Source organism: Bradyrhizobium sp. WSM4873 (assembly GCF_055811355.1).
Genome location: NZ_JBVVPS010000031.1, coordinates 25,480 through 47,592, shown reverse-complemented (window position 1 = coordinate 47,592; position 22,113 = coordinate 25,480). Strand labels below are relative to the sequence as shown.

The window sequence follows — 22,113 nt, the reverse complement described above, 5'->3', positions numbered from 1 at the left end:
GACCTCACGACTGACGGGCGGAGGCCGCCTGCTTGATGGCCTCGCGGATGCGCACATAGGTGCCGCAGCGGCAGATGTTGCCCGCCATCGCGGCGTCGATGTCGGAGTCGTCGGGGGTTGGCGTTGCCGCCAGCAGCGCCGCGGCCGCCATGATCTGGCCGGACTGGCAGTAACCGCACTGGATCACTTCGGCATCGAGCCAGGCCTTCTGCACCTTTGCGCCCGCCGGTGTGCTGCCGACATGCTCGATCGTCGTGATGGCGCGGTTCGCGACCGCGCTGACCGGCAAGACGCAGGAGCGGACTGCCTTGCCATCGACGTGCACCGTGCAGGCGCCGCACTGCGCGATGCCGCAGCCGAACTTGGTGCCGGTCATCCCGAGGACGTCGCGCAGCACCCACAGCAGCGGCATGTCAGGTGGCGCGTCGAACGATTTCGTTTCGCCGTTGATGGTGAGAACAGTTGCCATATGCATCCCCTTGCTCGCTCGATCGCTTGCGGCGATCTAGTCATCGAATTCGCGCGCACAATAATCATATCGATGCGAAACGATGAAGCGTCGACATTTTCGGCAATGCATATTTGCGGAGCGAACGCGTCAGGCCATGACGTTCACGAATTTGTGCGGCGATCGCTGCGGTGATTTTAGGCTAATTGATATGATAAGCGTCATTTTCTGACGCTTTTTCTTCACATGCGCCGTTCATTGCCGCAGATGATCGTGCGAATGCGCAAAATCATGCGATGACGAAAGTCGTGCGATTGTGGAAGTCAGACGGCGAGCACGTCTGACGGGATCAATTGCAGCGGCTCATTGTTGTGCCCTCTCCCCTTGTGGGAGAGGGCCGCGACGCCGGTAGACGCAGGCTCACTCGGGTGAGGGGTCGGTCTCCGCGTATGGCCGCCGTTGTGATCAGCCGACAAAGGGAAGCCTGATCGTGAACGAGGCACCGCCGTGCTCCCGATTTCTCGCTGATATGAACCCGTTGTGCGCGTCGATAATGGTGCGTGCAATGGACAAGCCCATGCCCATGCCTTCCGCTTTGCTGGTGTAAAACGGTTCGAAAACCTCGTTTAGTTTATCTTCGGTAATGCCGGGCCCGCGATCCGACACGGATAACTCCGCAAACTTCTCAACGCGCGAAGTCCGAATGCTGATGCTGCGATGTTCAGGCGGCATATCCTTCATCGCCTCGATGCCGTTCATTACAAGGTTCAGAACAACCTGTTGAAGCTGAATGCGGTCGCCGAGGATCGGTAGCGCATCCGCCGTGATCACGGTGGCCATTTCGAATTTTCGGCTGACGGTTAGCGCCGAAAGAAATCTGATCGTCTCTTGCACAACCTCATTGAGGTCCAGTTGCTTCAATTCGAACGGCGCCTTCTTTAGGAGGCTGCGCATCCTGCGAATGACCTCGGTGGCACGCCGGTCATCCTGTAAAATATCGTTCACGATTTCCCTGAGTTCAACAACATCGGAAAGTGCAGCGATATCGGGACGCTGCGATTGCAGGATCGCGGCTGCGGTTTCGGCGTTCGTCAGAATAGACCCGAGCGGCTGGTTGATCTCGTGAGCAATCGAAGCGGTCAGTTCGCCAGCGGTCGCGAAGCGATTGACGTGGGCCAGTTCAGCCATGCGCTGTCGCGACTGTACTTCGGCGAATTGACGCCGACGATGCTCAAACAGCAAAAGCGCGATCAGTCCCGCTTGCGCGAGGACAAGCGCGATAGTGAACGTGATTTGCCACCGATATCGCTCCCACAACGTGGGCTCCCGGAAGTAAACCGTGCTGTCAGGCGGCAGTCTGCTTTGGGAAATCCCCCACCGCTGCAGTTGCCGCCAGTCAAACATAGGCGCGGCCAGCGGGACAAAAGTCGGCTTGATGTCGGCGACATTTTCGCCGTTAAGGATGCGAAGCGCGACTTCCGCCGCCTGCTTGCTTTGTCTGGAAACGACCTGCATTGGTCCACCGACGATGCCCTCTCCAAAAAAACTTTCGTCGTGAAAAAAGATGGGCGCATTGGCTACGGTGTAAAATCGGGTAAACGCACTGTTGCCCTCATGCGCCACTCCCGCCGCATCGACATTCAATCCAATCCAGAAAATAGCACTGTGCGGCGGAAGGTTGCCGGCATCCTTGAGCATGTCTTCGAACGAGAGCTCGTTGTACCATCGAAAATGGACACGATCCGCGAACCGCACGGTGGACTTGGCGACCTCGTTACGCCACCAGGTTTCGCTCGGCGAAGCACCGACTACGATGGCAATCGTAGTTGTTTGAGGTAGGACCTGCAGGATATTTTCAAAGAAAACACGATCGTCGTTCGTGATTGCCACGACGGTGTCGTACTTGGTCAATTTATCGAAGTCGACGCGGCGTCGCTCTACCAGAGTGTACAGCATCGGCGTAGTTGGAAAGAGGTCTTTGCGATGAGCCTGCACGAAATTGGCAGCAGGCGCACCGATCGCGACGATCAGGTCGGGCGGCTGGTCTATATTGAGGGAACGAAGATACTCGACAAAGGGGGCGTCTGACTTGTCGCTGCTTCGCCGGGCATTCAGCAGCGATTGGTCTTGAAATTCAATGGATGCCCGGCGGCTCAGCTCGGCGCGAAGGGCTTCCGAATAATCAGTCCAAGGTCTGAACCTAAGACCGAATGAATGCAGCATCAGTACTCGCTTTGGCTGTGGATCAACTGCCGCACTTTGGCTTGTCGTCGCGATCAACAATGCGATGGTCAACGCAACGGTGAGGCTCCGCGCGCGACAGGTTCGCCATGAGCGAGACAGCCAGAAAAGCATCGCACTCCGAGCCCCGATCCAAGTGGAGTACCGTATCCGCTCGATCAGATTATCAACAAGCGGAGACAAGGGAAACTGCGGGGCAATTCTGACACAAACAGGTCCGCAAGAGTTCATAGCGACGCGGTCGCGCGGTCCCTGCAATAGGCCGCGTCGCCCAGAGTACCTGCAGACCGATGACGCAGGTCGCCATCATCGGACGGTCACCGTCAGCGTTTGCGCGCACAGAGGGCAACCCGCGCTATCGCGCGTCGCCACGGATTAATAGGCGCAAATATAGTTCCCGTAAGCATCGTAGCAGCTGCGGCGGTACGCAGCAGTGCCAAGGGCAGCCGCGCCTACCGCTGCCGCTCCCACACCGTAGCCCCGATAGCCGTAGCCGCGATAACCGCCACGATAGCCGTAGCCACGGTAGCCTGCGCCGCGCACTGCGACAGCGCCGCCGCCCCGCGGTCCTCGAACCGCGACCGCACCGCCGCGGTAACCGCCGCCACCCCGATAGGCACCTCCGCCGCGCCGAGCCTCGGCATCATCGGGGGTCAAGCAGACGATGAGCAAAACGAAGGCGGCAAGAGGAGCGAGAATATAGCGGAGCATGATGGAACCCTTCCATGAATTCATTGAGCCCCGCTCGCGAGATTGCGGCTCACTCTGCGCGTGAGGTTGATGTAGATCAATCGAACCCGCGCACTGCGACGCCTACGCTATGCTCAGCCGCACCTGAGGCGGCTTCCGTCACCCTTCGGTGACGCAAGTGCGAAGAGGGAGGTCCGCCATGCATCCGAGGAAGCTTCTTTCGATCAAGTCAGCGACGGTCGCGGGCATTGCCGCCAGCGGCCTGCTTGGGCTTGCAACCCTGTCGCTTAGTCCAACCCCAGCCAAGGCGGTGATTTACTGCCAGTACGTAGAATATCCGGCGGGTTGCGTTGCCCGGGCAGGCGTCGTGCTCAGGCCGCGCCCGGTGGCCCGCGCCGCAGTCCGCCACAACGCCGGTGGCAATGCGAATGGTGGCGTCAATCGCGTTGGAGCCGGGCGGTAAAGGCCGGTTTCGCAAGCCAGCAAGAAGCCGTCATCGTTTCGTCCCGGTGGCGGCTTTTCTTGGTCTGGCGGGGATAGGCACTAGTACCGCCGGGGCGGCATTAGGGCATGAAGCACACTTGGTACGTCACTTTTGAAGTGCCGCCGGACGGCACACTGTCAAGACGGCGACACCCGCGTCTAACGAACACGTTTGAAAGCGAAGCAGCAGCTAAGGATTTTGCGCGAACCAAATTCAACGACGGACTGATCGTCACTGCAGGGACTATCATCCCTCACTTTCCGAGAGTGTCGATCCCATCGACCGAAATCCCAACGTGGCTTGAAGCGCCCGGCGAAGTTGATCCAGATCAATAAGTCGGGGACCGGCGCTGGTGACATGCTCTGACGGGGCAGCAACCGGGAGCCTGAACATGAATGAACGTTCGGAGCCGAAACAGGTCTGTCGTCGCAACGCACTCACTTTCCTTGGATGCGCAGCGGTGTTTGGGTTTGTGGCCTCCTCCTCAATTTTTGCAGCTTCAGAGGCGGTGGCCCAAACCACTGCGCCAGCCGCCGCGCCTGCGACGCCGCCAGCCGACGCGCCCAAGTCGGGCACAGAACGCCGCCAGGAGCGACGTAGCGGGCGAACAGAGCGCCGCCAGGAGCGCCGCGCCGGCCGCACGGAGCGGCGGCAAGCACGGCGTACAGGACGCGACGAGCGACGGGACGCTCGCGACGGCACCCCGGCCACTGCGACGACCACAGAGCAAAAGAAGTAGTCCGTTGATTTGGCACGCACAGCTACCGGGCCACCTCAGCGTAGGCCCGGAAGGCCGTACAGCGTGCGGCCTATCGAAATCGGCTTCTCTCGGAAGGGGAGAAGGGAAGAGGAGGGGTTGAAGATTTCGGAATAATAGCAGTATGCACCTGTTTTGCCCGACGGCGCAACCGCTTTACGAGCCGCCTAAGCCATGGATTCGTCCGGCACTTAAGCCATTGATTCTGCTCGCCCTGGCTACTGTGCATGGGGTTGTTTTTCAGGTTTTCGACTCCAAGGGCCGCTGGAGCGGTCCTCAGCTCTGCCGAAAGCCCATCCGGAAGGCGCCCCAATGCTTGCCGCGGATCATGATCGGCGAGGACAGGTCCTTCATCAGCACGAACTGACCGCCGCCCATGTCGCGGCGATAGGTCTGCAGCAGGAACGGCTTGGTGTTGGCCGCGACCTTCTGCACCGCGCGGTCGGTGAACAGGCGGCGGTTGCGGCAATTGGCGTTATTCCAGACCGGGTCCTTGCCCTGCGGCAGGCGGTAGTTCGGGTTGTGGGTCGGCAGATAGCCGCCCTTGGCCCAGGCGACGCAGAACACGATGCGGGGATCGGACTTCTGAATCGAATCCTGGATCGCGGGCAGCGCGCGGTCGGTGAATTCGACGTAGTCAGTGTTGTACTGCTTGGGATCGGTGCCGGGGATTTCCCGGTAGTTCTCGTCCATGAACTGGTCGAGCGTGATCTCGCCGCGGCCGATGGCGGCTTCGAACTCGTCGGAGATCCGCTTGGCGGTCTCGACGACTACGCGGATCAGCGGCGCATCGGATGTCTCCACGCCGCTGTCGGCGATCAGTGCGATCAGGCCTTCGGACGTATCGAGCAGCTTGGTCACGCGCTGATCGGCGTTCTTGAGATCGCGCGAGGAGAGGTCGACGCCCTTGGCGAGCTCGTTGAGCTCGCTGATGACGGTGTCGCAGTGTCCGAGATTGGAGGTCGCCGCGCGCGTGACGCTGCCGATCTCCGCCTCCACGGAGGCGAAGCCCTGCTGGACCCGCGAGATGATGCCGGAGATCCGCTGGGCGCCTTCGCCGGCGGTCTTTGCGCGCTGCGAGGCATCGCTGCTCTCGCCGATCAGGCCTTCGATCTGGCCGTCGAGATCGCGCATGGTGTCGGAGATCTGGTGTGTGGCCCGGCGGGTGGCTTCCGCGAGGTTCTTGACCTCGCTTGCGACCACCGCGAAGCCGCGGCCGGCGTTGCCGGCGCGTGCCGCCTCGATGGTGGCGTTGAGCGCGAGCAGGTTGGTCTGCTTCGCGATCGCCTCGATCGACCCGGACACCTTTGCCACCTGTGCCAGCGCCGAACCGACGGCGCTCAAGCGCGCTTCGATCCGCTCCACCGCCGCGACAAGCTCGGAGATGTGGCTGACCGCGGCGTCGACCGCGCCGCGCGATTGCGCGATCTCGCCGACCGCCGCCGACGTGGTCGTTTGCACCGCCTGCGACGCATTGGCAATGTCGTGATTGGCGGAGACCATCGTCTCGGCGGTTTCCTGCAGGTGGTGGAACCGCTCCGACTGGTTCGCGACGCGGCTTGCGACTTCCTGGACGTTGCCGGCGATGTCAGCGAGTTCCACGCCGAGGCCGCCGATGCGGTCGGCGAGCTGATCGATCAGCCGTTCGGCAAGCGTTCGGTTGGAGCCGGTGTCCAGTACTGCAAATTGTACGACGGACATGTCTTGAGAGTCCTCCAGTCAGAGCCGTTCGCCGGCTCTCCGCGGCATTCCCATTCCAATTCCGGTCTTAAGAGGTGATTCGCGCCTTGGCGTCTTGCCTGAGCGCGCACTAGAGCTTGTAGGCCGTCCGGAATCCGCCCCAGTGCCGGCCCTGCACGCGAATTGGAACGTCGATCTCGCGCATCATCACGGTATTGCCGTTGCCCATGTCGCGCGCATAGCTCTGCACCAGATACGAGCGCAGGTTGCGCGCCGCGGCCAACCCCGCCGGATCGTTGAACATCCGCCGGTTACGGCTGTTGGCCGTGTTCCAGGCAGCATCGCCCGGCCGCTGCGGATGCGAGTAGATCCTGTTGTGCACCGGCAGGAAGCCGTTGCGATCGACCATGGCGCAGAACGCCAAGCGCGGGTCCTTTACCAAAAAGGCTTCCTGGAATGCCGGCAGAGCGCGGTCGGCCCAGTCCAGATATCGGGTGCGGTACTGCTGCGGATTGGTTCCGGCGATTTCGGCGTAGTCGGTGTCGAAGAGGTCCTCGATCTTCACCTCGCCGCGGGCAACCGCCTGCTCGAAGATCGCGGTCAGCGCGTTACCCGCCTCCATGGCGCGGGTGACGAACTCGGTGTTTTCTTCGTGGATCGACCAGAGCCGGTCCTCGATCTTCTCGTTGAGCGCGGCATCGGGATTGACGAATTGCGCGCGGGCGCCGGCCTTGGATTGCTCGACCACGCGCAGGCGGCAGGCGCCGACACCCTCGAGGCTGCCTTCGACCATGGCTTGCGATGCAAGGCGGCCCGCCTCCGCGCCGCCGATCAGCACGCCGTCCATCGATATCTCGTAGACCGGCAGCACCCCGCGGGCGGTTTCGAGCTTCAGATGGCAGGGCAGCCGCTCGGTCTTGCGGCGGTCGTCGTGCTCGCTCTGGCGCAGCAGCACGGCGCAACGCGATTTCAGTTTCTGGGCGAAGGCGGTCACGGCCTTGCCTGCGCTGGCGACGTTCTCGCCGTGGCTCTCGGCCGCCTTGGTCGCGGCATCGATCTCGGCTGCGCTCTCGCCGACCGAGATGATGAACTCCGACGCGTTGGTTGCGTTGCCGGAGACTTCGCTGGTGGTGGCGTTCTGTTCAGCGACCGCGCCGTTGACGGTCTCGAATACCGGGCGGATGGCCTCGATCGCCTGCGAGATGCGGTGCACCGCATCCGCGGAGCCGGCGGCATCGCGCTGCAGCGCGTCGATCTTCCTGGTGATCTCCTCTGTCGCACCCTGGGTCTGCACCGCGAGTGCCTTGACCTCGGTGGCGACGACCGCAAAGCCTCTTCCCGCCGCGCCCGCACGCGCGGCCTCGATGGTCGAGTTGAGCGCGAGCAGCGTCGTCTGCCGCGCGATCTGCGCGATCAGATTGACGACGTTGCCGATGGCGGCCGAGGATTCGCGCAAGCGATCGACATTGGCGCGGGCTTCCTGCGCCGCGGCGCTGGCCTCGTCGGCGAGCTTGCCGGCCTCGCGGACCTGCGCCCCGATGCCCAGCGCGGACTGGGTGAATTTGTCGGCGGCATGGGCGAAGGTGGAGGCATTCGATTGCGCGGCATTGGTCCGGCCGGTCAGTGCGTCGGTGCGGTCGCGGATGGCGGCAAGCGTCGTGGCGGTCGCCTCGGCGCCGCCGGCCACCGAATTGGCGGCGCGCTCGAGCTGGCGAATCATGGCGCCCAGCTCGAGTTCCAGCAGTTCCAGGATTTCCTTGGCCGAATCACCTTCGACGGCCGCGGCGGGCTCGGAATGGGCCGCCGGCTGCGCAGCCTGCGGGGCAGCCGCAGTTGCAGCTATGTCCGGCAGACGCTTCCGAAATAGTCCGAACGCCATCAGGTCTCTCTTGTCGGGGGACGGTCGAGGCAATTTTCGCAGGCTGGAATGAAATCAGGGTTAACGATGCCTGACATCTAGGCACGGGCCCATACGGTGTTACCTTAAAGTCGTAGAGCCTCTTTCTTTCCAGTGGGGTGGCGGCCTATAAGGCCGCGCTTCCCACGCTCACCTTGGCGCACGGTTCCCTAGAGAAGATCACGCATGGCCGGACATTCCCAATTCAAGAACATCATGCACCGCAAGGGGCGGCAGGATGCCCAGAAGTCGAAACTGTTCGGCAAGCTGGCGCGGGAAATCACCGTCGCGGCCAAGCTGGGGACGCCCGACCCCAACATGAACCCGCGCCTGCGTGCGGCCATCACCGCGGCGCGCCAGGAGAACATGCCGAAGGACAATATCGAGCGCGCCGTCAAGAAGGCGCTCGGCAATGACGGCGAGAATTATGACGAGATCCGTTACGAGGGTTACGGCCCCGGCGGCGTTGCCGTCATCGTCGAGGCGCTGACCGACAATCGCAACCGCGCGGCTTCCGACATCCGCTCCTTCTTCACCAAGTCCGGCGGCAATCTCGGTGAAACCGGCTCGGTCTCCTTCATGTTCGACCGCACCGGCATCGTCGAATACGACCGCAGCGTCGCCTCCGACGATGCGGTGCTCGATGCGGCGATCGAGGCCGGTGCCGATGACGTGATCTCGAGCGAAGGCGGCCACGAGATCTACGCCTCGACCGAAGGCTATCGCGACGTCGCCAAGGCGCTGGAAGCCAAGTTCGGCGAGCCGCGCAAGGCCGCGCTGATCTGGAAACCGCAGAACACGGTCGCGGTCGACGACGAGACCGGCGAGAAGCTGTTGAAGCTGATGGACCTGCTCAACGAGCACGACGACGTCCAGCACGTCTACGCCAATTTCGAGGTGTCGGACGCGCTGCTGGCGAAGATGGGCGGGTAAGGGGACACTTCCCCTGTTACTTCCGTTCCGTTTCTGTTTCCCCCACGGCGGCCAGCCGCTATCACTGGGCCATGACGACGCTCCCGATTCGTGGCCCCGTTCGCATCATCGGCATCGACCCTGGCCTGCGCCGCACCGGCTGGGGCGTGATCGAGGCCGAGGGCAACCGCCTGATCTACGTCGCCTGTGGTTCGGTGGAGCCGCCGGACGATTTGCCGCTGGCGAGCCGGCTGCTCGCGATCCATGAGGGGCTCGCCGCTGTCCTGTCCGGTCACAAGCCGATGGAAGCCGCGGTCGAGCAGACTTTCGTCAACAAGGACGGCGTCGCGACGCTGAAGCTCGGCCAGGCCCGCGGCGTCGCCATGCTCGCGCCCGCGATGTTCGGGATCTCTGTTGCCGAATACGCGCCGAACCAGGTGAAAAAGACGGTGGTCGGCGCCGGCCACGCCGACAAGCAGCAGATCGCGATGATGCTCAAGATTCTGCTGCCCAAGGCCGATCCGCCGTCCGCGGACGCCGCCGACGCGCTCGCCATTGCCATCACCCATGCCCATCATCGCCAGAGCACCGCGCTGCGGCTGAAGGTGGCAGGCTTATGATCGGCAAGCTCAAGGGCCTGATCGATTCTTACGGCGAGGATTTCGTGATCCTCGATGTCGGCGGTGTCGGTTATCAGGTGCATTGTTCGACGCGCACGCTGCAGCATCTGCCCTCGCCGGGCGAGGCCGCCGTGCTGTCGATCGAGACCTATGTTCGCGAGGATCAGATCAAACTGTTCGGCTTCCGCAGCGACCAGGAGCGCGAATGGTTTCGCCTGCTCCAGACCGTGCAGGGTGTCGGCGCCAAGGTCGCGCTTGCCGTGCTCGGCACGCTACAGCCGTCCGACCTCGCCAACGCCATCGCGTTGCGCGATAAGGCCGCGGTGGCGCGCACGCCCGGTGTCGGCCCCAAAGTCGCCGAGCGCATCGTCACTGAACTGAAGGACAAGGCGCCGGCCTTCGCCAATGTCGATCCGGCCGTGGTGCATCTCGCCGGTGCCGTCGACGATCAGCGCGCGCCGCGGCCCGTGGCGGACGCGATCTCTGCGCTGGTCAATCTCGGCTACGGCCAGCCGCAAGCTGCCGCCGCGATCGCATCGGCATCGCGCAGCGCGGGCGAGAGCGCCGAGACCGCGCAGCTCATCCGGCTCGGCCTGAAGGAGCTGTCGAAGTGAGTGCGGCCCGCGCCAATCCCGCCGCCGTTCTTTTTTGTCGCCTTTCGCGCGTGGCCGGTATCGTCGTGATCTTCGCCGTTGTGGGGCCGCTGACGGTCGCCGCGCTGGTTTCGGTGATGGTGACGACGCTCGGTGCCGCGGTGCTGCAGATGTTTCTTGAGCTCGTCCAGCTGGAGGCGCTGCGCACCCTGGTTTCGGTCGCGATCGTGCTGCTGGCCATCGCCACGATTCTCGCCTCGTTCCTTCCCGCAGTCGCCGCCGGCTTGATCTTCGCGCTGGCTGCGGTCTACGCCGACCTCAACATGATCTGGATGGCGTGGCTCGCCGCGGCCGTGGCCGCCGCCGGCTTCGTCGGGTTTGGCATGTTCGTTGTGCCCGCCGAAACCTCGGCGGTGATCTTGCCGAGTGTCCGTTCCGCGCCTGAGGCGCTGAAGCTTTCCGCCATGCTCGCCATCGCCGCTGTCATGCCGGCCAGCCTCTGCTGGTGGCTCGCGAAACCTCTGCACCGCGTTATCCTGCCCGCATGAGCACGCCTCCCCGCATGGTCACCCCCGAGCGCCGCAGCGATGATGTCGGCGACACCGCGCTGCGCCCGCAATCGTTGTCCGACTTCGTCGGCCAGCAGCAGGCGCGCAAGAATCTGTCCATCTTCATTGAGGCGGCGCGCAAGCGCGGCGAGGCGCTCGATCACGTGCTGTTCGTCGGCCCGCCGGGCCTTGGCAAGACCACGCTGGCGCAGATCGTGGCCAAGGAGCTCGGCGTCGGCTTTCGCGCCACGTCGGGTCCGGTGATCGCCAAGGCCGGCGATCTCGCAGCACTCCTCACCAATCTCGAAGAGCGCGACGTGCTCTTCATCGACGAGATCCATCGCCTCAGCCCTGCGGTGGAAGAGGTGCTCTATCCCGCCATGGAGGACTTCCAGCTCGACCTCATCATCGGCGAAGGCCCGGCGGCGCGTTCGGTCAAGATCGAGCTGTCGAAATTCACCCTCGTCGGCGCCACCACGCGCGCCGGCCTGCTCACCAATCCCTTGCGCGACCGCTTCGGCATTCCGATCCGGTTGAATTTCTACACGATCGAAGAGCTTGAGAGCATCGTCACCCGTGGCGCCCGCGTGCTCAATGTCGGCATGAGCGCAGATGGCGCCAACGAGATCGCGCGCCGCGCCCGTGGCACGCCGCGTATCGCCGGCCGGCTGCTGCGCCGCGTGCGCGATTTTGCCTCGGCGGCCGATGCCGACCGGATCGATCGCAAGATTGCCGACCACGCGCTGAGCGCGCTCGAGGTCGACGCCGCCGGCCTCGATGCGATGGACCGCCGCTACCTCACCACCATCGCGCAGAACTATGGCGGTGGCCCGGTCGGCGTCGAGACGATGGCCGCCGCACTGTCGGAGCCGCGCGACGCGATCGAGGACATCATCGAGCCCTATCTGATCCAGTGTGGCTATCTGCAGCGCACCCCGCGCGGTCGCCTGCTCACCTCGCACGCCTTCCGCCATCTCGGCATCAGCGAGCCCTCGCGCGATGCGGCGGCACAGTTCGGCCTGTTCGGGACCGACGAGAGCGATGACTGATCTGCGCAAGTGCAGCCTGCTCCTTCTATCATGAATTTCCGGTCATCTCGTGCAGACGGTCTGCACAAACGCACCCCATTTCTGCTCCAATAGCGTCGCATCAAGAAGCTGCATCACGATCGGGCTTCCATGATCACGCGCCGTCACCTCATCCGTTCCTTTGGCGGCCTGTCCGCTCTCGCCGTCTCGACCGCGGCCTACGGCGTCGGCGTCGAGCCGGTGCTGCGGCTTGGCGTCACCCGCTATCATCCAATCCCGTGGCAATGGCCGGCGGATTTCCCGCTGAAGATCGCCGTAATCGCCGACATCCATGCCTGCGACCCCTGGATGTCGCTGGAGCGGATCGAGGCCATCGTCGATCGCACCAACGCGCTGAACGCCGATATCATCGTGCTGCTCGGCGACTATGTCGCCGGCCTGCACCAGGTCACGCGCATCATTCCGGCGAACGAATGGGCCAAGGTGCTGGCCGGCCTGAAAGCGCCGCTCGGCGTTCACGCCGTCATGGGCAATCATGACTATTGGGTGGATCGGGCCGTGCAGCAGGCAGGCCACGGACCGACGGTCGCGCATCGCGCGCTGGAGACGGCCGGCATTCCCGTCTACGAGAACGAGGTCGTGCGGCTCACCAAGGACGGCCGCGCATTCTGGCTCGCCGGCCTCGGCGATCAACTCGCCTTTCTGCCGGCGCGACGCTTCCGGAGCACGGGACGCTTCGGCGCCGACGATCTCGACGCGACGCTTGCCAAGGTCACCGACGACGCACCGATCATCCTGCTCGCGCATGAGCCTAATATCGCGCCGCGCGTGCCCGCCCGCGTCGCGCTGCAACTGTCCGGCCACACCCATGGCGGCCAGGTCCGCCTGCTCGGCTGGTCGCCGGCGGTTCCGCCGCAGCACGGCCTCCGGCTCGCCTATGGTCATGTCCGGCTGAAATGCGACGTCATCATCTCCGGCGGCCTCGGTTGCAGCATCATGCCACTCCGCGTCGGTGTGCCGCCTGAGATCGTCGAGGTCACGCTGGGTCGGGGGCCGGTGGTCGTCTAGCCACGCTTGCGCAGCCGGCCGTTTTTGCGCAAAACGGGCTGGCTACCGAAATGCGAAGAGGCTCGTGACGTGACAGCTCATCTCGACGGCGAGATCCGCGACGGCCGCCACCACATGCAGGTCCGCGTCTACTACGAGGACACGGACTTCCCTGACTTGCCATTGTCGTAGTATGCAAACGTGCTTATCTCTCGCTCCTTGCTGCGGTTTTCGGGAAAGAGGTTCTTTCCGCAAAGCGCGGAGCTGTTCAGGTAGGGCGTATATTCGTAGGGCATCCGCTTGCGAACCGGATGCACTACTATGCATTCAATCAAGTTGCGGAAGGCAATGCGAGTTTCGATCGCCTTCGGATTGGTTTTGAGCGCGGTGATAAGCCTTCTAACCTCCGAGGAGTATCGGTCACTGAATTTCGGGCGATCGAAGCCAACTATATTTTCGCCGCCACCGCCGAGCAGCCGCAAGCGCTCTTCAACGCTTTCCCGCTCCAGGTCGCACTCATCGATCCGCTTGAGCAATTCGTCCGGCTTGCGGCGGCTATTTGCGATGGCATAAGAGAGGCGTTCGATCTCGGTAGTCAATACGCGGCGTCGACGCTCTAGCTTATTGTGTTCGCTACCATTGTTCCGATCGTTTTTGCGCTCCTCCTTCCAAGTACGCATCGCCTCTTCAATGGCTTTCGGCGAAAGCAATTTCACCTGGATTTTTTCGGAGGCATCCTCGAGCAGAACGTCCATATCAAAGCTACGGGTGTGCTCGCAGGTGCCCCGCTGATGCGCGCTCGCGCATGCCGCGCGCGGCGCACCGTTACGCGAGGATTGAGCGATTCGCATATGGCCATTGCAGACGCCACACCGGAGCACACCGGCAAGCGGGTGCTCATTGTTGCGCGGACTCACGGCGCGACGCCGCGGCTGGCCAGTCGGTCCGAACATAGACACCGCGCGCACCCTACGAACCTTCTGCGCTAGATCCCAGAGCCCTTGCGGAACGATCCGCAGCTCTGGCTTTTTGACGATAATGTGGCGTTCAGCTGGATTGCGGCGCTTCTGTTTCTTCTGCGTCTCTGGGTTAAGAATTGTCGAGCGAACGTTCCAATGTATCTCGCCGATGTAGAGTTCGTTGCCGATAATGCCGCGACCATGCCGACCGCCTGTGATGCACTGATGGTTCCAGGTGGTGCGACCCGCCTTGTTCTTGTGACGAGTTGCCCCTGGTGAGGGCACACCTTCGCGGGTGAGGTCAGCGGCGATAGTTCGGGTCGAGCGGCCCGCTGCATATTCTTTGAAGATGCGGAGCACAATCTTTGCTTCGTTCTCATCGATTACGCGCTCGCCGGGCGCGCCCGGCCTTGGCCGATAACCATAGGCGTATGAGCCCGGAATTCTTCCGTTCGCAACAGCGTTGTCATGGCCGCGCCGAACCTTTTCGGCGAGCTGCGGCTTGTAAATCGTGTTGTACAGACTTGCGATGCTAATGTCAGTGGCGGTCGCGTAGACTCCTTTCTGATCCATCAGCTCAACGCCGTTGAACTCGAAAACCTGCTTGAGACGCTGGATGGTTGCGGGATCGCGCGACAAGCGGTCGAAATGCTCAACGACGACTACGTCAAACTGCCGGCTTCGCACACCGTTGAGCAAGCGCTGATAGCCGTCCCGCGCACCTTCGGTAAGACCAGATTTTGCGGCATCCACAAACTCGCCGACGACATCGAGGTTGTTGCGCAATGCGACCTTGCGGCAGAGTAACAGCTGACCGTCAATCGAGCTCGCCTTTTGCATGTCGCTCGAATAGCGCGCGTATATTACGGCCGTTTTCTTCGATGACGGTGTCGTCATGCCGGTCCTCTATCGGCTGCCCCGAGCCATGATTTTCATCCCGTGCGATCTGACGGCCGATGGCGCGCGCCAACTCAAACCAGATTTCCTCATTGTCCGGATTATCCCAGCTCTGAGGATGGGAGGGGGCAAGCGGTCGAATGGTCGCTCGTTGTCTTCGGAAAGATCGGATGCGGGTAGGCATTTGCAAACTCGCGAGCGGAAGCTAGCGTAAATTTCCGCGCTGCGCTACGGCCAAGCCGCAGCGATTACTCGCAACGCGTCCCTCATGCTGGCTTCGGCAGCGTCGAATGAAAATGAAATTCGTCAAGTGCCGCAGCGTGCGTGAGGGCATTCCTGGCGATGAGGCGCGTAGTCCAGAGCAGAAATGCTAAGCAAAGCGGAGTAAAAATACTGGCGGCGGCGTAAGTTTGTTATCGGGTGCGGGTGCGGGTGCGGGTGCGGGTGCCCGGTGCGTAGGAGCCGTCCTCGGTTCCCCACATATTGTACTGGCTGCCGCAGAGCCCCGGCGAACTGTAACGTTCAGCCCAGACGCGGTGGTCGACCCCAAGGACCCTTCGATGATTGGGTCTTTTCTTATTCCGCTTGTTCGATCTTGCGTCGAGGCTCCAAGAGCCAGCAATCGCGTCTTCGTGAGCTCCGCAGTAGGGCGCGAAAAGCACTGTCAGAAATACTCGTGTTCCTCAGCATGCTGTAACTGGCGCTCGGGCAACCGGTTGGCCGGCAAGAGGGCCGGGCCGGTCAGCTGGCGGCCGGAAGGCTGACGCTCGAATCATCGCTCAAAGGCGCGATGATTTCTAGCGTCATGTAACGGGCGCGCTGGACGGCCCATTGTCGTTCTGTTCGAGCAGGACCACTCCAATGAGGCGAACCATGGCCTCCTCGTTGGGGAACATGCCGACCATATGTCCAAACCGGTTCACAGCCTTGCTGCACCACATCGAGAAAGACGCTCTGCTTCGGGCGTTTCGACGACAAAAGCCCGCAGGCCGGCGCGGAGGTCGATGGGATAAGGGAGGCAAAGTACGAAGAGGGGCTCACGGACCAATCCGCGATCTCTGCGCACGGGTCCACACTGTCCCTACCGGCTACAGCCGGTGCGGCGCGTCTACAGCCCCAACCCGACGGGGGTAGGCGGCCTCTCGGTGTGCCGGCCGCTAGAGGACAAGATCGTCCAAAGCGCGGTGGCCGAGGTGTTGAGCGCCGCCTATGAGCTCGAATTCCTCGGGTTCTCCTACGGCTCCCGGCCGGGGCGGGATCCTCAGATGGAGCTTGATGCCCTCGATCCGGCTATCATGACATATCCAGTGTCTTCGATTCGGTCGACCACGAGTGGCTGCTGCGGATGGTGGCGCACAGGATTGCCGATCCTCGTATCCTGCAGCTCATCGAGATGCGGCTGCGAACTGGCGTTCGTGAGAGCGGCGAGAAGCAAGACACACGCCGCAAAGGGCAGGATCAGTCCGCTCCTTTCCAACATCTTCCTGCATTACCTCCTCGATCGCTGGGTCGACCACTGGAGCGGTCGCCATGCAGCGCGGTCGCGTTGTGACCGTGCGCTTTGCGCACGACTTCGTCATCGGCTTCGAGAGCAAGGCAGATGCCCAGGAAATGCTCTTGGCCCTCAATGCGCGACTGGCCGGCGCTCCATGCGGACAAAACCCGTTGATCGAGTTTGGCGCGGTTCGCGGCCCTCCCGCGTCAGCCGCGCAGCGAGCGGTGGCCGAGACCTTCGCCTTCCTGGGATTCACTTACTTTGCGGGCGGACCCGAGATGGCCGGTTCATCGTGAAGCACAAGACTGAAGGGAAACGCCTGTGCTCTCGAGCAACATCACAAGTCTCGCGCGGCTCATGCGGGCGTCGCTCGTCGACAAACGTTGGTATAGGTTATGCAACCCGTTCTATATCCCCCGCTTACCTCTGTAGAGTTGAGCTGCCCGTCGGCTTGTCTGTAGTTTCAGCGTCGAAGCTGGACCGTCCGAAGGGTGGGGCGGCGCGAAATCCTAAGCTGAGTTGATAAGTGTGCTGCAAGGCATTGCTGCCATTGAAGCGTGGGACGAGGTTAAATGGAAATACGTCAGCCCACTTCCGCGTTGGAGGTCCATCAGCACATTGTGTGCTCCCTCCAGAAGCAAGACCCAGTGATCTTGGACATCGGCTGCTACGACGGAGCTGACTCTTTACATTGTCTGCGGCTTTGCCCAGAGGCTCAGCTCTACTGGTTCGAGCCGGCCCCCCCGGGGCGGTTGCTAGCTTAAGAGAAACATGGGGCTATACCCTGAGAAGGTGCCCCTAGCCACAGTCGCCGCGTTGATGACTGTTGCTGTAGCCTGGCTTACTGGCGAATTTCCGTCAGTCTCTTGAATGCGAGCATCTCGATGGCATTTACCGAGCTCTTCATCAAACGTCCTATATTGTCTATCGTCGTCAGTCTCCTGATCCTGCTGACCGGCATTGGTGCGGCCACCGTTTTGCCAATCCGGCAGTATCCTAAGCTGACCAACACGGTCGTCAATATCACTACCTCTTATCCTGGCGCCTCCGCCGACATGATCCAGGGGTTCATCACCACGCCCCTTGAGCAAGCGCTCGCTTCGGCCGAAGGCGTTGATTACATTACGTCCTCCTCGGTGCTCGGTGCCTCGACGATCCAGGTCTATATCAAGCTCAATTTCGAGCCCAACGAGGCGCTCACTGAAGTGCTCTCCAAGGTCAACTCGGTCAAATATTTAATCCCTAAGGAATCGAACGATCCGGTCGTCACCAAATCTGCCGGTCAGACCACAGCTGTCATGTATATCGCCTTCTCCAGCGAAGAACTGACGGCCAGCGCGATCTCCGACTATCTCTCGCGCGTGGTGCAACCGATTATGTCAACTGTAGACGGCGTCGCAGCGGCAGACATCCTCGGCGGCCAGAGTTTTGCGATGCGGTTATGGCTCGATCCCGCGAGAATGGCGGGCCACGGCGTGTCGCCAGCTGATGTTTCTGCTGCAATCGCGGCCAACAACTTCCAGGCTGCGGCCGGCCAGACTAAGGGCTATTTCACTCTCTCCGACGTCACGGTCAACACTGATCTGCGGAGTGTTGATGAATTCAAGCGCATGATCGTCAAAGCCAATGACGGCGGCTTTGTGCGCATGGAGGACATCGCGACAGTCGAGCTTGCGGCGCAGAGCACAAACGCCAGCGTCGCGATGAACGGCGAACACGCTATCTTCGTCGCCGTGCAGGCGAGCCCAGAAGGTAATCCACTGAACATAGCGCGAGGCGTTCGGGCACTGCTTCCAGAAATGAAGCGCAGCCTGCCGCCATCGCTGAAGATGGAAGTGGCCTACGACTCCACCAAGTTCATCCAATCATCGATAGACGAGGTGGAGAAGACGCTCCTTGAGGCGGTCGCGATCGTGGTGTTGGTGATCTTCCTGTTCCTGGCCTCCTTGCGGTCTGTCATCATTCCGGTCGTCACCATTCCGCTGTCCATTATTGGCGTCTGCAGTATGATGCTGGCGCTGGGGTTCTCATTCAATCTGCTGACCCTCCTTGCGATGGTGCTTGCGATCGGTCTTGTGGTTGATGACGCAATTGTCGTGGTGGAGAACGTTCATCGCCATATGGAAGAAGGTGCGTCGCCCGCGCAGGCCGCTACGAACGGCGCGGGCGAGATCGTCGGCCCCGTCCTCTCCATGACGATTACGTTGGCCGCCGTGTACGCGCCCATCGGCTTTCTCGGCGGCCTCACCGGCGCGCTGTTCCGCGAATTCGCGTTTACACTGGCGGGTTCGGTGATCGTGTCGGGCGTGATCGCGTTGACGCTGTCGCCCATGATGTGCGCGGTCTTCCTGAAGAGCGCTGAAGAGGGGCGGTTTGCAAAGTTTGTGAATCGTGTGTTCAGCGCCATGACGCGCTGGTACGGCCGCAAGCTCGACCGCTCGCTCGACTATCGCCCGATTACCGGGCTGTTTGCGCTGACCATGCTGGGCCTCGTCGCCTTTCTGTATATGCACACTTCCAAGGAACTCGCACCCGAGGAGGATCAGGGCATCGTATTCGCACTGACAAAAGCGCCGAAATACGCCAATATTGATTACCTGGATTATTACGGCGCCAAGCTCGACAAGGCACTCCAGAAGTTTCCCGAGACGGATTTTCGCTTCGTGCTCAACGGCATCAGCGGTCCGCAGGGCGGCATGGCCGGGATGTTGCTTAAGCCTTGGGCCGAGCGCAAGCGCTCATCGATCGCGCTGAAATCGCTGGTCCAGGCCGAGCTGTCCAAACTGGAAGGCATCAACGCATTTGCCTTTAGCTTGCCGCCGCTTCCGGGCGGTTCGGGCGGCTTACCAGTGCAGATGGTGATCAAGTCGACGCTCGGTTTCCAGTACATCTACGAGCAGATGTCGGAGCTGAAGGATGCCGCGCGCAAGAGCGGTCTGTTCATGGTCAGCGACTCTGACCTTGAGTTCAACCAGCCGGGGGTGCGAATCAAGGTCGATCGATCCAAGGCGAGCGACCTTGGCATCACCATGCAGAACGTCGGTAGCGCGCTCGCGACCCTCCTTGGCGGAAACTACGTCAATCGCTTCAACCTGCAGGGCCGCTCCTACGAAGTGATCCCGCAGGTGCCGCGCGAGAAACGCCTGACGCCGGAATCACTTGGGAGCTATTATGTCAAGACAGCGGCGGGCTCGATGCTGCCGCTATCGACCGTGGTCTCCATCGAGACTGCGACCAATCCGAACGCACTCACCCACTACAACCAGCTCAACTCCGCGACCTTCCAAGCCGTACCGATGCCCGGCGTCACGATCGGTCAGGCTGTGGACTTCCTCGACGTCGAGGCAATGAAACTGCCCGCAGAGTTCAGTCACGACTTCCTCGGGGACGCCCGTCAATATGTGCAGGAGGGTAACAAACTAGTCATCACCTTTGCGTTTGCACTCATCGTCATTTTCTTGGTGCTTGCGGCGCAGTTCGAAAGTCTGCGCGATCCCCTCATCATTATGTTCAGCGTTCCCATGGCAATCGCCGGCGCCTTAATCCCGCTATTCTTTGGCTTGGCGACGATGAACATCTACACCCAAATCGGACTGTTGACATTGGCTGGGCTGATATCCAAGCACGGTATTCTGATGGTCCAGTTCGCCAATCAGCTGCAGCTCAAGGAGAGACTCGATTCCCGCTCGGCCATCGAGATGGCGGCGCGCGTCCGCCTCCGCCCAATCTTGATGACCACCGCGGCGATGGTCACGGGCCTCTTACCTTTGTTGACCGCAACGGGTGCTGGCGCCGCGAGCCGCTTCTCGATCGGGCTCGTGGTCGTCGCGGGCATGTCCATCGGCACGCTGTTCACGCTTTTCGTGCTGCCGGCGCTCTATGTCGCGATCGCGTCGGATCACCGCGCCGACGCGAGTTCCGATCACGTCCAGAACGCCGCCGAGCTCGCCTTCATCGGAGCATCCGATGCCCACCTGGCCAAGCGATGATCCTAACGATCAACTCGGGTTTGCTCGATCGCGCCGCTAGCGTAGCGGCGCTGCTCGCCGACCGCGGTAACTTGATCGCACTGGGTGCCTGCAGTTCATGGCGGCGGACAGGAAGGATGATCCGCGGCTGCTGCGCTTCGTCTCAATCTACTGCTTGCCCGAGGTGAAGGACTACATCGCGACCAAATACGGCCGCTTCATTGTGCAGATGTGGTGAGCGACGGATGCCTGGGAGGGTTTCACGGTCCCTTGCGCGTCCGGAGCTTCAAACCGGTGGTGCGAAGCTTGGGGGAATCATGTGTTCGGCGAAGAGCGCGTCGCGGATCCGTTTCTGCTCCGACAGGCGGATGCTGTTGTTACCTGACCGAGCAGGCCACCGCACGTGAGTTGCCGGACATCACGGCAGCATAACTCGCAGGATTGACGTCGCCCGGGACAGGGACAGAATCCATGTTCCCCGAATGGGTGGCGTACCCATTTTTCAATTGGTTCTTGGTGGAGAATTATTCACTTCCTGACCGCGCTGCAATTGCTGTCTGAAAAGAGACCGCTGATTTGCTGCAGGCTTAGATAGTTGCCAAGAAATTCAATCCCCGCCAATTTTGGGCGCGAAACGAGCCGGCCAAGACGCGATAGTCCGGCGATTACTCGAGCGCGGCCGCCATTTCGGCTAAGGTTTGGGGATCGGAGGCTCCCGGGATGAACCCGCGGTCGGTGCGGGCCTGACTGCACTCTATCGGATGCGGCGGGGCGAGGCATCGGTTCCTGTGGACAGCTGTTCGCCCGGTTTACGTCCGCAGCTATTGGTTGGGTGGAAATAACCAGTCGGCCAAGGGATGCATCCGTGACCAGTCAGCGCGGACGCTCGAGTCCGGCACCTCGCCAGCTTCAATTGAGGCTTCGCCCGTCGAAGTGTCGAACGGGGGGTATTGACGGCGATGTCTATGGCACGCTCGCGCACATGCGGGCTTGCGCGATCTTGCATCAACCCGTGCTCCTCGCATTGGCGGCTAGCGCCGACCTGCTGCAGCACCAAGTCGCCCAACCGCAGCGTCCGGAATGGCGGGTCGTCTCGCCGGTACAATCAGCATCGAATTCGCTCCTGAGGACGAATCGCTCTGATCGTTCCGCGGTTAGCACAACGCGAGATTCCGAATCGTTTGGCCGGAAGCTTTTCGAATGCGGTCACGTGATGGGTGTCCTCATAGCCAAACCGGGCGCTCCGGTCGGATCCAAGGGCTCTTCTGTGAGCGCGGAAATCTGGCCGCGGGCGTGGCGGATGAAGAGCCGAATCGCAGATCGAGCAAGTCCGCTTCTGAGCCGAAGAACGACAGGCGCGACGCATCGACACAGTCCCAAATCAGCGCTGAATTCAGCGATCGGGCCCGTCATATTCCGCCCAACTATCCGTCGTCTCGTACACCCTCACGCTCGAGAGTTGGGCGAGGCGCGGTTTCGCGTGCTCCCAGATCCAGATGGCGATATTTTCCGCCGTCGGATTTTCCAGTCCCGGGACGTCGTTCAGGCAATGGTGATCGAGCTTCTTTATAAGAAGGCCAAACGCTTCCTCCATGTTGAAGAAATCCATTACGAATCCGGTGTGCGGATCGACGGCCCCGTTCAGCACGACCTCGACGCGATAGGAATGACCATGCACCCGATGACAGCGATGTGTCTGCGGGACGTTTGGAAGTCGGTGCGCTGCCTCGAACTTAAATGCTTGGGATATCTTCATGTGATGCCGAGTGTTTGTGGGACTGCACGCTGAGCCGCCATTTCGGCTGAGCCAGGCAGTCCGAGATAGCCCGCCGCTCGACGGCGTCAGGGC

At 61.8% G+C, this 22,113-nt stretch carries 16 protein-coding genes and 2 pseudogenes; 10 read left to right on the top strand and 8 right to left on the bottom strand.

Annotation, left to right across the window (positions count from 1 at the left end; genetic code table 11):
* Positions 1 to 4 precede the first annotated feature (4 nt).
* The 3 genes from AC0L21_RS30420 to AC0L21_RS30410 form a co-directional block, all read right to left on the bottom strand.
* Complete coding sequence (locus tag AC0L21_RS30420; protein WP_473265333.1) at positions 5 to 469, bottom strand: (2Fe-2S)-binding protein; 465 nt, start codon at positions 467 to 469, stop codon at positions 5 to 7.
* A 444-nt stretch (positions 470 to 913) separates the two neighbouring features.
* Entirely contained in the window at positions 914 to 2,803 is a 1,890-nt protein-coding gene (locus tag AC0L21_RS30415) for a sensor histidine kinase (protein WP_473265331.1), read from the bottom strand.
* A gap of 261 nt (positions 2,804 to 3,064) precedes the next feature.
* Positions 3,065 to 3,400 carry a hypothetical protein gene (locus tag AC0L21_RS30410; RefSeq protein WP_473265329.1) on the bottom strand — a complete coding sequence of 112 codons (336 nt, stop codon included), beginning with the start codon at positions 3,398 to 3,400 and terminating at the stop codon, positions 3,065 to 3,067.
* Between the two features lie 178 nt (positions 3,401 to 3,578).
* Between AC0L21_RS30410 and AC0L21_RS30405 the strand changes: the two genes are divergently transcribed.
* Positions 3,579 to 3,842, top strand: a complete 264-nt coding sequence (locus AC0L21_RS30405; RefSeq protein WP_007599963.1) for a hypothetical protein — start codon at positions 3,579 to 3,581, stop codon at positions 3,840 to 3,842.
* Positions 3,843 to 4,896: 1,054 nt separating this feature from the next.
* Here AC0L21_RS30405 and AC0L21_RS30400 read toward each other — a convergent pair.
* Positions 4,897 to 6,321, bottom strand: a complete 1,425-nt coding sequence (locus tag AC0L21_RS30400) for a methyl-accepting chemotaxis protein (protein WP_473265326.1) — start codon at positions 6,319 to 6,321, stop codon at positions 4,897 to 4,899.
* A gap of 109 nt (positions 6,322 to 6,430) precedes the next feature.
* Positions 6,431 to 8,179: a methyl-accepting chemotaxis protein gene (locus tag AC0L21_RS30395; protein WP_473265324.1), complete on the bottom strand. Its 1,749-nt coding sequence runs from the start codon at positions 8,177 to 8,179 to the stop codon at positions 6,431 to 6,433.
* A gap of 204 nt (positions 8,180 to 8,383) precedes the next feature.
* Between AC0L21_RS30395 and AC0L21_RS30390 the strand changes: the two genes are divergently transcribed.
* From AC0L21_RS30390 to AC0L21_RS30360, 7 genes and pseudogenes are all read left to right on the top strand, one after another.
* The gene (locus tag AC0L21_RS30390; RefSeq protein WP_027515523.1) at positions 8,384 to 9,130 is read left to right on the top strand and encodes a YebC/PmpR family DNA-binding transcriptional regulator; all 747 of its coding nucleotides are present in this window, start codon (positions 8,384 to 8,386) and stop codon (positions 9,128 to 9,130) included.
* Positions 9,131 to 9,201: 71 nt separating this feature from the next.
* The gene (gene ruvC, locus AC0L21_RS30385; protein ID WP_007599969.1) at positions 9,202 to 9,729 is read left to right on the top strand and encodes a crossover junction endodeoxyribonuclease RuvC; all 528 of its coding nucleotides are present in this window, start codon (positions 9,202 to 9,204) and stop codon (positions 9,727 to 9,729) included.
* Positions 9,726 to 10,343, top strand: a complete 618-nt coding sequence (gene ruvA, locus AC0L21_RS30380; RefSeq protein ID WP_027515524.1) for a Holliday junction branch migration protein RuvA — start codon at positions 9,726 to 9,728, stop codon at positions 10,341 to 10,343. The genes ruvC and ruvA overlap by 4 nt, the downstream gene beginning before the upstream one ends.
* On the top strand, positions 10,340 to 10,870 hold the full coding sequence (locus tag AC0L21_RS30375) for a hypothetical protein (protein ID WP_473265322.1): 531 nt from the start codon (positions 10,340 to 10,342) through the stop codon (positions 10,868 to 10,870). The genes ruvA and AC0L21_RS30375 overlap by 4 nt, the downstream gene beginning before the upstream one ends.
* A complete protein-coding gene (gene ruvB, locus AC0L21_RS30370; protein ID WP_354063120.1) occupies positions 10,867 to 11,919 on the top strand; it encodes a Holliday junction branch migration DNA helicase RuvB in 1,053 nt (350 codons plus the stop codon). Before AC0L21_RS30375 ends, ruvB begins: the two co-directional genes overlap by 4 nt.
* Before the next feature lie 129 nt (positions 11,920 to 12,048).
* Complete coding sequence (locus tag AC0L21_RS30365; RefSeq protein ID WP_473265318.1) at positions 12,049 to 12,966, top strand: metallophosphoesterase; 918 nt, start codon at positions 12,049 to 12,051, stop codon at positions 12,964 to 12,966.
* A 69-nt stretch (positions 12,967 to 13,035) separates the two neighbouring features.
* Positions 13,036 to 13,116, top strand: a pseudogene (locus tag AC0L21_RS30360) (acyl-CoA thioester hydrolase); the annotation flags it as partial.
* Here the strand turns inward: AC0L21_RS30360 and AC0L21_RS30355 are convergent.
* Both AC0L21_RS30355 and AC0L21_RS30350 read right to left on the bottom strand, forming a co-directional pair.
* The gene (locus AC0L21_RS30355) at positions 13,098 to 14,801 is read right to left on the bottom strand and encodes a recombinase family protein (protein WP_259217620.1); all 1,704 of its coding nucleotides are present in this window, start codon (positions 14,799 to 14,801) and stop codon (positions 13,098 to 13,100) included. The pseudogene AC0L21_RS30360 and the gene AC0L21_RS30355 overlap by 19 nt on opposite strands.
* A gap of 741 nt (positions 14,802 to 15,542) precedes the next feature.
* Positions 15,543 to 15,703: pseudogene (locus tag AC0L21_RS30350) on the bottom strand (IS256 family transposase); the annotation flags it as partial.
* Positions 15,704 to 16,331: 628 nt separating this feature from the next.
* Here AC0L21_RS30350 and AC0L21_RS30345 point away from each other — a divergent pair.
* Both AC0L21_RS30345 and AC0L21_RS30340 read left to right on the top strand, forming a co-directional pair.
* Entirely contained in the window at positions 16,332 to 16,592 is a 261-nt protein-coding gene (locus tag AC0L21_RS30345; RefSeq protein ID WP_317245410.1) for a hypothetical protein, read from the top strand.
* Between the two features lie 588 nt (positions 16,593 to 17,180).
* Positions 17,181 to 20,285: an efflux RND transporter permease subunit gene (locus AC0L21_RS30340; protein WP_317245409.1), complete on the top strand. Its 3,105-nt coding sequence runs from the start codon at positions 17,181 to 17,183 to the stop codon at positions 20,283 to 20,285.
* 1,372 nt (positions 20,286 to 21,657) lie between these two features.
* Here AC0L21_RS30340 and queD read toward each other — a convergent pair.
* Positions 21,658 to 22,020, bottom strand: coding sequence for a 6-carboxytetrahydropterin synthase QueD (gene queD, locus AC0L21_RS30335; RefSeq protein WP_085361592.1), 363 nt, complete (start codon positions 22,018 to 22,020; stop codon positions 21,658 to 21,660).
* Between the last annotated feature and the right edge of the window lie 93 nt (positions 22,021 to 22,113).

Coding starts and splice junctions, on each gene's coding strand:
- AC0L21_RS30340 (WP_317245409.1), top strand. CDS start 17,181: ATGGCATTTACCGAGCTCTTCATCAAACGTCCTATATTGTCTATCGTC.
- ruvA (WP_027515524.1), top strand. CDS start 9,726: ATGATCGGCAAGCTCAAGGGCCTGATCGATTCTTACGGCGAGGATTTC.
- AC0L21_RS30420 (WP_473265333.1), bottom strand. CDS start 469: ATGGCAACTGTTCTCACCATCAACGGCGAAACGAAATCGTTCGACGCG.
- queD (WP_085361592.1), bottom strand. CDS start 22,020: ATGAAGATATCCCAAGCATTTAAGTTCGAGGCAGCGCACCGACTTCCA.
- AC0L21_RS30395 (WP_473265324.1), bottom strand. CDS start 8,179: ATGGCGTTCGGACTATTTCGGAAGCGTCTGCCGGACATAGCTGCAACT.
- AC0L21_RS30355 (WP_259217620.1), bottom strand. CDS start 14,801: ATGACGACACCGTCATCGAAGAAAACGGCCGTAATATACGCGCGCTAT.
- AC0L21_RS30400 (WP_473265326.1), bottom strand. CDS start 6,321: ATGTCCGTCGTACAATTTGCAGTACTGGACACCGGCTCCAACCGAACG.
- AC0L21_RS30345 (WP_317245410.1), top strand. CDS start 16,332: ATGCAGCGCGGTCGCGTTGTGACCGTGCGCTTTGCGCACGACTTCGTC.
- AC0L21_RS30365 (WP_473265318.1), top strand. CDS start 12,049: ATGATCACGCGCCGTCACCTCATCCGTTCCTTTGGCGGCCTGTCCGCT.
- ruvB (WP_354063120.1), top strand. CDS start 10,867: ATGAGCACGCCTCCCCGCATGGTCACCCCCGAGCGCCGCAGCGATGAT.
- AC0L21_RS30415 (WP_473265331.1), bottom strand. CDS start 2,803: ATGCTTTTCTGGCTGTCTCGCTCATGGCGAACCTGTCGCGCGCGGAGC.
- AC0L21_RS30390 (WP_027515523.1), top strand. CDS start 8,384: ATGGCCGGACATTCCCAATTCAAGAACATCATGCACCGCAAGGGGCGG.
- AC0L21_RS30410 (WP_473265329.1), bottom strand. CDS start 3,400: ATGCTCCGCTATATTCTCGCTCCTCTTGCCGCCTTCGTTTTGCTCATC.
- ruvC (WP_007599969.1), top strand. CDS start 9,202: ATGACGACGCTCCCGATTCGTGGCCCCGTTCGCATCATCGGCATCGAC.
- AC0L21_RS30405 (WP_007599963.1), top strand. CDS start 3,579: ATGCATCCGAGGAAGCTTCTTTCGATCAAGTCAGCGACGGTCGCGGGC.